We start from the raw sequence: 11,405 nt of genomic DNA on the forward strand, positions 1-11,405 counted from the left end.
CTGCCTCCTGCTCCGTGGCCGAACGGGTCGGCGCGGTCGGGGGCGGCGCGGCCGCCCTACCCACAGGTAGCCCCGTGGGTAGGGCGAGAGACTAGTCAGTTCACCGTTCGGCGTCTACGGTCCGTTCGGCCCCCTGGACGGCCGTCTCGGCGCCGGGTGCGGCGGCCAGTCCGGCGCGCAGCCGGCCGAGGCCGGCGAGGGCGGCGACCACCCCGAGCAGGCCGGCGGCCAGCGGCACCCAGTAGCCCGCGGCGGCGCCGGAGGCGTCGATCACCCAGCCGGCGGCCGAGGAGCCGACCGCGACGCCGAGGGCCAGGCCGGTGGTGGTCCAGGTCATGCCCTCGGTCAGCTGGGAGGCCGGGACGAGCCGTTCGACCAGGGCCATCGCGGTGATCAGGGTGGGGGAGATGGCGATGCCGGCGATCAGCAGCGCCGCGCCGACCGCGACCAGTCCGCCGATGCCGTGCACCGCGTGGGCGACCAGCAGCAGCGGGACCATGCTGACGGCCATGAACAGGACACCGCCGAGGAAGCGCACCGCCATCGAGCCGGTGAGCTTGAGGGTCCCGAAGACCACCCCGGCCAGGCAGGAGCCGAGCGCCCACAGGGCGAGGATCACGCTGGAGATCGACTTGTGGCCCTGGGCCTCGGCGTACGCGACGGTGACCACCTCGACCGAGCCGAAGATCGCACCGGTGGCGACGAAGGTCACGATCAGCACCTGGAGGCCGCGGTTGAGGATCACCGAGCCGCCCTCGTGCCGGGCGGCCGGGTGGATCGGGGGCTCGGTGGAGCGCTGCCCGGCGAACAGCAGGACGCCGACGGCGAGGAAGATCCCGGCCAGCAGCACGCCGGCCTCGGGGAAGACGGACGTGGCCAGGCCGATGGAGAGGATCGGGCCGACGATGAAGCAGACCTCGTCGACCACGGCCTCGAAGGAGTAGGCGGTGTGCAGCTTGCCGGTGTCCTCGCGGTAGAGGTGGGCCCAGCGGGCGCGGACCATCGCGCCGGTGCTCGGCATCACGCCCATGCCGGCGGCGAAGACGAACAGCGTCCAGTCCGGGGCCTCCAGCCGGGCGCAGAGCAGCAGGCCGGTGACCGCGACGACGGTGATCGCCATGGCGGGGACGATGATCCTGCGCTGGCCGTGCCGGTCCACCAGGCGGGAGACCTGCGGGCCGAGGACCGCGGCGGAGATCGCGAGGCAGGCCGAGACCAGGCCCGCCACCCCGTAGGAGCCTCGGAGCTGGGACAGCATGGTCACGATGCCGATCCCGGTCATGGAGATCGGCAGGCGGGAGACGAAGCCGGTGGAGGAGAAGGCCAGAGTGCCGGGGGAGGCGAATATCTGGCGGTAGCTGGACAGCACGGGAGCTCCGGGCAGGGGGAGTAAGGAACAAGGCTGGTAAACACAGCTTACGTACGTTGGCAAACGTTATTTTCCGGACGCCCGTGCGGCCCCGGCGACGGCGCCCGACCCCTCAGTGGCAGGATCGGTGCCATGTCCGACGCGCGCAAACCCTCACCGTCCGGCGCCGCCCCGTACGACGCCCTGCTGCTGCTGTCCTTCGGCGGGCCCGAGGGCCCCGAGGACGTCGTCCCGTTCCTGGAGAACGTCACCCGCGGCCGCGGCATCCCCAAGGAACGGCTGAAGGAGGTGGGCAAGCACTACTTCATTTTCGGCGGGGTCAGTCCGATCAACGGGCAGAACCGCGAGCTGCTCGCCGCGCTGCGCAAGGACTTCGCCGAGCACGGGCTGGACCTGCCGATCTACTGGGGCAACCGGAACTGGGCGCCCTACCTGGTCGACACCCTGCGGGAGCTGGCCGCCGACGGCCACCGCCGGATCGCCGTGCTCGCCACCAGCGCCTACGCCGGCTACTCGGGCTGCCGCCAGTACCGGGAGAACCTGGCCGACGCGCTGGCCACGCTGGCCGAGGAGGGCGTGCCCGCCCTGCGGGTCGACAAGCTGCGGCACTTCTACAACCACACCGGCTTCGTCCAGCCCATGATCGACGCCACCCTGGCCGCCCTAGACGGGCTGCCCGAGGCCGTCCGCCCCGGCGCCCGGCTGGCGTTCACCACCCACTCCATCCCGGAGACCATGGCCGAGAGCTCCGGCGCACCGGACGACCCGGCCCGCGGCGAGCCCGGCGGCGCGTACGTCGCCCAGCACCTGGACGTGGCCCGGCTGATCGCCGCCGCGGTGGCCGAGCGCACCGGAGTGGCCGACCGGCCGTGGGAGCTGGTGTACCAGAGCCGCAGCGGGGCCCCGCACATCCCGTGGCTGGAGCCCGACATCTGCGACCACCTGGAGGCCCAGCGGGCCGACGGGGCGCCCGCCGTGGTGATGGTCCCGATCGGCTTCGTCTCCGACCACATGGAGGTCAGGTACGACCTCGACACCGAGGCCGTCGCCAAGGCCGCCGAACTCGGCCTGCCGGTGGCCCGCGCCGGCACCGTCGGCGCCGACCCCCGGTTCGCCGCCGCGGTGCGCGAGCTCGTCCTGGAGCGGGCCGCCACCGAGCGCGGCGAGCCGGTGACCCGCTGCGCCCTCGGCACCCTCGGCCCCAGCCACGACGTGTGCGCGGTGGCCTGCTGCCCCAACCCGCGCGCCCCGCGTCCGGCCGTCGCCGAGCGCTGAGCGCCGAGCGCTGAGCGCCGAGCGCCGAGCGCTGAGCGCCGGCTCCGCCCGTCCCGTCCGTCCCGCCCGGCCTGCCGGCCCCGTCCGTCCCGCTGTCCCGTCGCCCCGTCGCCCCGGAGGAGAACCCGTGCCCACCCCCGCCCTGCCCGACGACCGGCTCCTCGATGACCTGCTGGAGGTCGCCCTGGACGCGGCCCGGCAGGCCGGCGCCCTGCTGCGCGACGGCCGGCCCGCCGACCTCGGTGTGGCCGGCACCAAGTCCAGCCCGGTCGACGTGGTCACCGAGATGGACCTCGCCTCCGAGAAGCTCGTCCTGGAGCTGATCACCGACCGCCGCCCGGAGGACGGCTACCTCGGCGAGGAGGGCGCCGAGCGGCCGGGCACCAGCGGGGTCCGCTGGGTCGTGGACCCGCTCGACGGAACGGTCAACTACCTTTACGGGCTGCCCTCCTGGGCGGTCAGCGTGGCCGCCGAGGTGGACGGCCGGGCGGTCGTCGGCGTGGTGTACGCCCCGGCCCGCGGCGAGCTGTTCCACGCCGTCCTGGGCCGCGGTGCCCGCCTCGGCGGCCGCCCGCTCTCGGTCCGCCCGGCCCCGCCGTGGGGCCAGGCGCTGATCGCCACCGGCTTCAACTACGTCCAGTCGGTGCGGGTCCGGCAGGCCGAGGTGCTGCTGGCGCTCATGCCGGAGGTGCGGGACGTCCGCCGGGGCGGGGCGGCCGCGGTGGACCTGTGCGACGTCGCCGCCGGGCGGCTGGACGGCTACTACGAGCGCGGCCTGGCCCCCTGGGACCGGGCGGCCGGCTGCCTGATCGCCACCGAGGCCGGTGCCCTGGTCGGCGGCCGCCCCGGGCACGGCCCGGACGGCGAGCTGACCGTGGCCGCCGCCCCCGGGGTGTACGAGCCGCTCCAGGAGCGGCTGGCCGCGCTGCGCGCCTGGGCGGACTGACCGGTTCCGCCGCGCCCGCCCGCGGAGCCACGGGCGCGGCGCGGCGGCCCCGGACATGCGAAGAGCCCTGACATACGGGGGATGCCAGGGCCTGGGTTTCGCACGGCCCCCGCAGGGCCGCTGGTGCCGGAGATCCGGCGACGGGTCGGTGTGCCGGACGGGTCAGGCAGCGGTGCGGTGGCGCTCCAGCACCGTGTCCACGCCGTGCTCGGCGGCGAGTCGGCGGAGGTCGTCCAGCTCGGACTGCTCCACCTCGGCGAGGAACTCGTCCCCGGCCTCGATCGCTCGGTGCAGGTCCTGCTCGGCGTTGGCTATGCGCTGCAGGATTCCGGCCTTGAAGGCGTCCATACGGGCCCCCTTACTGTGTCGGACGTGCACGGTCGTGCGCTCTCCGCCCTGAGGAGGTCCAGCCGGTGAAAGCACCCAAGCCGGAAGGTGGTGAATCTCCGGACGGGGTGCGGAGCGGCCACGGACCGCTCCCGGTGATGTCCCAGCCCCAGGGCCGGCGCGGATGAACGCACGGCGGGTGGGTGCGACCGGCCGTCAGCCAGATCGCGGGTGTGCAGCTGTACTCCCCGCCCCGGAGGCCGGGAAACCTCCCGGCGGAAGAAAGTTGCCTGTGTCACAGTCCAAGCGGAGTGGTGCGGATGCGAACGGTCACCACCGGGGATCCGGGGGCCGTGCCCGTGGGGCAGCTTATCGCTGCTTTACCGCCGGACCAGGCAGGATGGAGACACCGTCGGAGCCGTGCGTCCGCTTCCGGGGCCGGCCTGGAGAAGGGACAACGACCGTGCGGGTTCTCGTCGTCGAGGACGAGCAGCTGCTTGCCGAGGCCGTCGCGACCGGCCTGCGCCGCGAGGCGATGGCCGTCGACGTGGTGTACGACGGGGAGGCCGCGCTCCAGCGCATCGCGGTCAACGACTACGACGTCGTCGTCCTGGACCGGGACCTTCCGCTGGTCCACGGGGACGACGTCTGCCGCAAGGTGGTCGAGCAGGGCCTGGCCACCCGGGTGATCATGCTGACCGCCTCCGGCGACATCAGCGACCGGGTCGAGGGCCTGGAGATCGGCGCGGACGACTACCTTCCGAAGCCGTTCGCCTTCAGCGAACTCGTCGCCCGGGTAAGGGCGCTGGGCCGCCGCGCGACCATCCCGCTGCCCCCGGTGCTGGAGCGCGCCGGCATCTCGCTCGACCCCGGCCGGCGCGAGGTGATCCGCGACGGACGCACCGTCCAGCTCGCCCCCAAGGAGTTCGCCGTCCTGGAGGTGCTGATGCGGGCCGGCGGCGCCGTCGTCTCGGCCGAACAGCTCCTGGAGAAGGCCTGGGACGAGCACACCGACCCGTTCACCAACGTCGTGCGCGTCACCGTGATGACGCTGCGCCGCAAGCTCGGCGACCCGCCGGTGATCATCACCGTGCCGGGCTCCGGCTACCGGATCTGACGACCGGAGTCCGCCCACCCCGCGACTCCCCGCCGCGAGCGCCCGCCCCGGCGGACGCCCCGAGAGGACCATCATGACCACCCCGCCCCCGGCCGGCGGGCCCTCCGGCGCGCCCGCCGGCGGCCCGCGTGCCGTCCCGCCGAAGCCCCTGGCCCCGCCGAGCGTCCACCGCCCGGGGCACTACGTCCCCGGCGACGGCATGCTCGCCTGGCTGCCCTTCCGCCCCACCATCCGGATGCGGCTCACCCTGCTGTACGGCGGGATGTTCCTGATGGCCGGCGTCGTGCTGCTGCTCCTGATGTACGTGTTCTTCCAGGACGCCGTCTCGTACCTGGCCCCGCGCCAGCTGCGCTTCGACAACTACATCCAGGTCACCAGCCCCGACGGGGCCGTCCGCAACATGAACAGCGCGGACTTCAACCAGTGGCAGGCCGCCGACTACCTGGCGCGCTCCGACTCCGCGCTCAACACCCTGCTGCGCAAGTCGCTGACCATGCTGGTCTGCCTCGCCGTGATCGCCTTCGCGGCGGGCTACGCGATGGCAGGACGGGTGCTGCGCCCGCTCGGCCGGATCACCCGCACCGCCCGCGACGTCGCCTCCTCCGACCTGCACCGCCGGATCGAGCTGGACGGCCCGGACGACGAGCTCAAGGAGCTCGCCGACACCTTCGACGACATGCTGGACCGGCTGGACCGCTCGTTCGACTCCCAGCGCCGCTTCGTCGCCAACGCCTCGCACGAGCTGCGCACCCCGCTGGCGATCAACCGCACCCTGCTGGAGGTCCAGCTCTCCGACCCGGCGGCCTCAACCGACCTCCAGCAGCTGGGCAAGACCCTGCTGGCCACCAACGAGCGCAGCGAGCAGCTGGTCGAGGGCCTGCTGCTCCTTGCCCGCAGCGAGAACGCGCTGACCGACCGGCGCCCGGTGGAGCTGTCCGAGGTGGCCACCCGGGCGCTGGAGCAGACCCGGGGCGAGGCCGAGAAGCGCGAGGTCGAGCTGCGCTCGAAGCTCGATCCGGCCGTGGCCGCCGGCAACGGCGTGCTGCTGGAGCGGCTCGCGCTCAACCTGCTGCAGAACGCCGTCCGCTACAACGCCCCGGGCGGCTGGGTCGAGCTGGCCACCACCGCGGTGCCCGGCGGCGGCGAGCTGGTGGTCTCCAACACCGGCCCGGTGGTGCCCGGGTACGAGCTGGAGCACATCTTCGAGCCGTTCCGCCGGGTCAAGGGCGCCGACCGCACCCGCAGCGACAAGGGGGTCGGGCTCGGCCTGTCCATCGTCCGGTCGGTGGTGCGCGCCCACGGCGGCACCATCGAGGCCACGGCGCGCGCCGGCGGCGGCCTCACCATGAGGGTCCGCATCCCCTCTCCGTAAGGGTCCAACGCCCCTTCCGCAGGCGACCGTTTCCAGCCGCCCCCGTCAGGTCCGTCAAGAAGACATAAGGCCTGGCGGGGGCGGCTTGTCATTTCCGGCCCGATCAACTTACGGTGTCGTAACCTACGCAACCGTAGGTGAATCCGTCGGCAGCCCGCCGTCGGGTGCGAAAAGACGTGTCCCCGTTCAGCGCGCCGCGCCCGTCCCAGCGCGTGCCGTCCCCTCAGGAGCAAGACCGTGACCATCGCCCCTGTGCAGAGCAGCTCCCCGCTCGTCGCGAGCGGCTGGACCGACGCGCGGCTGATCCTCGCCCTCGAAGAGGTCGTCGAGAAGGAGCTCAACCGCCACCTGGGCGTGGCCAGGGAGTGGATGCCGCACGAGTTCGTCCCGTGGAGCCAGGGCCGCGACTTCGACGGCGTGCTGGGCGGCGAGGCCTGGTCGCTCGAGCAGTCCCAGGTGACGGCCGTGGGCCGGGTGTCGCTGGTGGTGAACCTGCTGACCGAGGACAACCTGCCCAGCTACCACCACGAGATCGCGACCATGTTCGGCCGCGAGGGCGCCTGGGGCACCTGGGTGCACCGCTGGACGGCCGAGGAGGGGCGCCACGGGATAGCGATCCGCGACTACCTGCTCGCCACCCGGGCCGTCGACCCGGTGGAGCTGGAGCGGGCCCGGATGAACCACATGTCGGAGGGCTTCGAGTCCGACAACTCGCACAGCATGCTGCACTCGGTCGCGTACGTGGCCTTCCAGGAGCTCGCGACCCGCATCGCGCACCGCAACACCGGCAAGTACGCCGGCGACCCGCTCTGCGAGCAGCTGCTGGCGAAGATCGCCAACGACGAGAACCTGCACATGGTCTTCTACCGGAACCTCCTGAAGGCCGCCCTGGAGATCGCCCCGGACCAGGCCATGCGGGCCGTCGCCGACGTGGTCACCGACTTCCGGATGCCCGGCCACGGAATCCCCGGCTTCGAGCGCGCCGCCGCGCAGATCGCCCTCGGCGGGGTGTACAACCTGCGCATCCACCACGACGACGTGCTCCAGCCGGTGCTGCGCCACCTCAAGGTGATGGAGATCGGCGGGCTCGGCCCGGAGGGCCTGCTGGCGCAGAACGAGCTGGGCGTCTTCCTGGACGGGCTGGACGGCCAGGCCCGGAAGTTCGAGGAGCGCCAGGCCGCCCTGCTGGCGCGTCGCGCAGCCCGGAAGAACGCCGGCTGAGGCGCCACACCGAACGGTCGGACTGGGTGGATTTTCCGCGGTTTGCCCTGGAAGATTCTTAACGTGACCAAGCTCACACTGTGTCGCTCCACGATTTCGGGCGACCTCGGAGAGTTATCACCCCATCAGGGGTGCCGATCGCCGTCCGTGACCGGATTCCGACCCCCGGCCGGTCCACGGGATCGGTCGGCGTCCCTGATGGGCAAGGGATTTCACAGACGCACGCGGCTGTCGCGCTCACTGTGCGTGGTCGGTTCGCCGGGCGCGGGAAGGGCTGACGATGGCCCAGCGTGAGGCCTTCCGCAGCCCCGGGGATCACCCCGATGGAGCCCGGGCTGAGTGTCGATTGAGTAACAGGGCTTGAAGTAAGGCAAAATCTCCGCCTCGGGTCGGGCACAAGACCGGCCCCCCATGCGTTACGTGCGCTGGAGATACCGCACACACCGCACAACCCGGAGGGGGAGAGCGAAAAATGGCAACCGACTACGACACCCCACGCAAGACCGACGACGAGCTCAACGAGGACTCCATCGAGGAGCTCAAGGCTCGGCGGAACGACAAGGGCGGCGGCTCTGTCGACGTCGACGAGTTCGACGCCGCCGAGGGCATGGAGCTTCCCGGCGCCGACCTCTCGAACGAGGAACTCGCCGTCCGCGTCCTGCCGAAGCAGGCCGACGAGTTCACCTGCATGAGCTGCTTCCTGGTGCACCACCGCAGCCAGCTCTACAGCGAGAAGAACGGCAACCCGATCTGCCGGGACTGCGGCGCCTGAGCACCGCGGCGGACAGGGCCCGGTGCCCGCGGCTGCGCCCGCGGGACCGGCACACCGCTCCTTCCGGCCCCGGGCAGCGGGGCCGGACGGCAGATCCGGGAACCGTCCGATCGGACGGGCCCGGGAGGACGGAGTCGGCCGGCGCGCCGGTCAGGACAAAGTCGTAGGGACGGTCCCGCAGCAGCGGAACCGTCCCTCTCCGTTTGCCCGGCCCCTTCCGGCCGGCTCGTGTCGGGGCCCGGCCGGCTCTCGTCCGGCCCGGGCCCGCCTCAGGTGCGGGCGCCGCGCCGGGCGTCCTCCAGCGCCTCCGCCAGCTTCATCGGCGAGCGGGTCGACAGATAGAGGTACGGCGTCGGGTCGGCCGGGTCGGTCACCTCGATCCGCAGCGCCGTCGGGACGTAGCTGCGCAGCAGCATGAAGGCGCGCGGATCGGCCTTCGGGCCGCGCCAGGCCGCCGCCTCGGCGGGGCTCAGCGCCTGCGCGTCGCCGAGCGCGTCCACCGGGATCCGGGCCGGACCGGCCACCAGTGAGCCCTGGACCACGCGGATGCGGGCCGAGCCGTAGCTGCTGATCGCGACCGCGCCGGCGGCGATGCCCACCACCAGCCCGATCAGCGCGGCCGGACCACTGACCCGGATCAGGATCAGCGCGAGCGTGAGACCCACCGCGACCGGGAGCAGCCACCAGGAACGCGGCACCGTGAGGCGTTCGTCGTACATGCCCTCCATTGTGGTCGCCCTGACGTCCGGCCCGGGACGCCACCCCCACCGGAGGGCCCGCTACCCCTGGGTAGGGTTGGACCCCGTGACCGGTACGACAGCCCCCAGCACCCCCACCGACCGGCCGGCGCCCGCCATACCGCCGACCCCGACCACCCCGCCGCCGGACGCCGTCCTGCCGGAGCGCCACCCCCAGGCGCCCGCCCCCGGCACCCGGCTCGGCTCCCACTACGAGCACTGCTTCGGCTGCGGCCCGCAGCACCCCGGCGGCCTGCGGATCGACGCGGTCGCCGGCGAGGGACTCGACGTGACCGCCGAGTTCCCCATCCGCGACGCCCACCAGGGCGGCCCCGGCCTGGCCCACGGCGGGCTGCTGACCACCGCCATGGACGAGACCCTCGGCACGCTCAACTGGCTGCTGCACGCCCCCGCCGTGACCGGCCGGCTGGAGACCGACTTCCTCTCCCCGGTGCCCGTCGACTCGGTGCTGCACCTGCGCGCCTGGATCACCGGCGTGCACGGACGGAAGATCTACAGCGCCGCCGAGGCGCGGATCGGCGGCCCGGACGGGCCCGTCGCGGTGCGCGCCCAGGCCCTCTTCGTCCAGGTGAAACTGGAACACTTCACCACGCACGGTCGTCCCGAGGACATCGAGAAGGTCCTCGACGACCCGGATCTGATGAAGCGCGCACGAGCCTTTGAGGTGAACCCTTGAGCGACACCCCCCGCCCGCAGCTGGACGTCCTGATCAAGCGCATCGACCCCGAGCTGCCGCTGCCCGCGTACGCGCAGCCCGGGGACGCCGGTGCCGATCTGCGCACCACCGTCGACGCCGAGCTGGCCCCCGGCGAGCGGGCCGTGTTGCCCACCGGCGTCGCGATCGCCCTGCCGGACGGCTACGCGGCCTTCGTCCACCCCCGGTCCGGGTTGGCAGCTCGTTGCGGCGTTGCCCTCGTGAACGCCCCGGGGACGGTCGATGCCGGGTACCGTGGAGAGATCAAGGTGATCGTCGTCAATCTGGACCCGCACGAGGGGGTCAGCTTCCGCCGAGGGGACCGGATCGCCCAGCTGGTCATCCAGCAGGTCGAGAAGGCCCGCTTCCACGAGGTGGAGGAGCTGCCTGGGTCGGCACGCGCCGAGGGCGGGTTCGGGTCGACCGGCGGCCACGCCGCGGTCTAGCATGCCCGCGGCCTCGCAGGAAGCCGAGCAGGTATTCGCATCGGTCTTGGACCGGGAAGGACAGTGACCGTGTTCCGTCGTCGCCAGAAGAGCGAGGACGCTGTCGAGCAGCTCGCCGACGACGCCATCAGCGCCGACGAGACGGCCGATGACGTCGAAGGTTCCGCCGAGAGCGAGAACGTGACCGAGCTGGACCCGGCCGACAAGGTCGGCCTGCCGCCGGCCCCGCGGCCGGACGGTCCGTGGGACCACACCGAGCTGGAGAACCCCGAGGAGGGGCGGGTCGACCTCGGGGGTCTGCTGGTCCCCGGTGTCGAGGGCATGGAGCTGCGCGTCGAGGTCGCCGGTGACGCGATCGTGGCCGCCACCCTCGTGCTCGGCAACAGCGCCATCCAGCTCCAGGCCTTCGCGGCCCCGAAGTCGGAGGGCATCTGGGGGGAGGTCCGGGAGGAGATCGCCAACGGCATTACCTCGCAGGGCGGCCTCATCGAGGAGGAGGAGGGCCCGCTCGGCTGGCACCTCCGCGCCCAGGTCCCCGTGCAGCTGCCGGACGGCACCCAGGGTGTGCAGCTGGTGCGGTTCGTCGGCTGCGACGGTCCGCGCTGGTTCCTGCGTGGTGTGATCTCGGGCCAGGCCGCGGTGCAGCCGGAGATGGCCGGGATCCTGGAGCAGGTCTTCCGCCAGACGGTCGTCGTGCGCGGCGAGTCCCCGATGGCCCCGCGCGACCCGATCGTGCTGAAGCTTCCCGAGGACGCCCAGATGGTCGCCGACGGTGGCGGGGCGGCCGCTGCCGCCGGTGAGGGCGACAGCCGCTTCGGCGGCGCCTCGCTCGACCCGTTCGCGCGCGGCCCGGAGATCACCGAGGTCCGCTGACCGACTCCGGCCGGCCCTGATCCGGCCGGCTCCGATCGGCACCGATCAGCACAGATCGCCCCTGCCCGGGAGTTCGGGCAGGGGCGATTTGCATGTGGCGGGTCCGTCCCCGTACAGTTCCGGAGTCGCCGCGGGAGACCGGGGCGACAAAGCGGAAAGCGAATCCGATGAATGAAACTCCGGAAAACGGAGCGGAAAACATCTGATAAGCTGGAAACACGAAAGAACGAAGCCC

11 protein-coding genes and 1 pseudogene are annotated in these 11,405 nt (G+C 72.7%); 9 read left to right on the forward strand and 3 right to left on the reverse strand.

The window, feature by feature from the left end:
• Positions 1 to 100 precede the first annotated feature (100 nt).
• The gene (locus ACGF13_RS36985; protein WP_392883732.1) at positions 101 to 1,369 is read right to left on the reverse strand and encodes an MFS transporter; all 1,269 of its coding nucleotides are present in this window, start codon (positions 1,367 to 1,369) and stop codon (positions 101 to 103) included.
• Between the two features lie 132 nt (positions 1,370 to 1,501).
• Between ACGF13_RS36985 and ACGF13_RS36990 the strand changes: the two genes are divergently transcribed.
• Positions 1,502 to 2,644 (forward strand): ferrochelatase, encoded by a 1,143-nt coding sequence (locus tag ACGF13_RS36990; protein ID WP_392883734.1) that lies wholly within the window; start codon positions 1,502 to 1,504, stop codon positions 2,642 to 2,644.
• Positions 2,645 to 2,771: 127 nt separating this feature from the next.
• Positions 2,772 to 3,590 carry an inositol monophosphatase family protein gene (locus tag ACGF13_RS36995; protein WP_392883736.1) on the forward strand — a complete coding sequence of 273 codons (819 nt, stop codon included), beginning with the start codon at positions 2,772 to 2,774 and terminating at the stop codon, positions 3,588 to 3,590.
• Between the two features lie 162 nt (positions 3,591 to 3,752).
• On the opposite strand, the gene ACGF13_RS37000 is transcribed toward ACGF13_RS36995, so the two are convergent.
• On the reverse strand, positions 3,753 to 3,938 hold the full coding sequence (locus ACGF13_RS37000) for a hypothetical protein (protein ID WP_030057688.1): 186 nt from the start codon (positions 3,936 to 3,938) through the stop codon (positions 3,753 to 3,755).
• A 442-nt stretch (positions 3,939 to 4,380) separates the two neighbouring features.
• Here ACGF13_RS37000 and ACGF13_RS37005 point away from each other — a divergent pair, with 442 nt between their 5' ends.
• The 4 genes from ACGF13_RS37005 (at position 4,381) to ACGF13_RS37020 (ending at position 8,399) form a co-directional block, all read left to right on the forward strand.
• Positions 4,381 to 5,034 carry a response regulator transcription factor gene (locus ACGF13_RS37005; RefSeq protein ID WP_355265487.1) on the forward strand — a complete coding sequence of 218 codons (654 nt, stop codon included), beginning with the start codon at positions 4,381 to 4,383 and terminating at the stop codon, positions 5,032 to 5,034.
• A 73-nt stretch (positions 5,035 to 5,107) separates the two neighbouring features.
• Positions 5,108 to 6,406 carry a sensor histidine kinase gene (locus ACGF13_RS37010; RefSeq protein ID WP_392883738.1) on the forward strand — a complete coding sequence of 433 codons (1,299 nt, stop codon included), beginning with the start codon at positions 5,108 to 5,110 and terminating at the stop codon, positions 6,404 to 6,406.
• A 237-nt stretch (positions 6,407 to 6,643) separates the two neighbouring features.
• Positions 6,644 to 7,627, forward strand: a complete 984-nt coding sequence (locus ACGF13_RS37015; RefSeq protein WP_392883739.1) for an acyl-ACP desaturase — start codon at positions 6,644 to 6,646, stop codon at positions 7,625 to 7,627.
• A gap of 472 nt (positions 7,628 to 8,099) precedes the next feature.
• A complete protein-coding gene (locus ACGF13_RS37020; protein WP_030057692.1) occupies positions 8,100 to 8,399 on the forward strand; it encodes a DUF4193 domain-containing protein in 300 nt (99 codons plus the stop codon).
• Between the two features lie 269 nt (positions 8,400 to 8,668).
• Here ACGF13_RS37020 and ACGF13_RS37025 read toward each other — a convergent pair whose 3' ends face one another.
• On the reverse strand, positions 8,669 to 9,118 hold the full coding sequence (locus ACGF13_RS37025; protein ID WP_392883740.1) for a DUF3093 domain-containing protein: 450 nt from the start codon (positions 9,116 to 9,118) through the stop codon (positions 8,669 to 8,671).
• A gap of 136 nt (positions 9,119 to 9,254) precedes the next feature.
• On the opposite strand from ACGF13_RS37025, the gene ACGF13_RS37030 reads away from it, so the two are divergent.
• The 3 genes and pseudogenes from ACGF13_RS37030 (at position 9,255) to ACGF13_RS37040 (ending at position 11,170) form a co-directional block, all read left to right on the forward strand.
• Positions 9,255 to 9,833: a PaaI family thioesterase gene (locus tag ACGF13_RS37030; protein ID WP_392883762.1), complete on the forward strand. Its 579-nt coding sequence runs from the start codon at positions 9,255 to 9,257 to the stop codon at positions 9,831 to 9,833.
• Positions 9,830 to 10,364, forward strand: a pseudogene (gene dut / locus ACGF13_RS37035) (dUTP diphosphatase). The gene ACGF13_RS37030 and the pseudogene dut overlap by 4 nt, the downstream one beginning before the upstream one ends.
• Positions 10,365 to 10,366: 2 nt before the next feature.
• The gene (locus ACGF13_RS37040; protein ID WP_392883741.1) at positions 10,367 to 11,170 is read left to right on the forward strand and encodes a DUF3710 domain-containing protein; all 804 of its coding nucleotides are present in this window, start codon (positions 10,367 to 10,369) and stop codon (positions 11,168 to 11,170) included.
• The last annotated feature ends 235 nt before the right edge of the window (positions 11,171 to 11,405 follow it).

The sequence above is a fragment of the Kitasatospora sp. NPDC048286 genome (genome assembly GCF_043201735.1).
In the GTDB taxonomy this organism is placed as follows: domain Bacteria; phylum Actinomycetota; class Actinomycetes; order Streptomycetales; family Streptomycetaceae; genus Kitasatospora.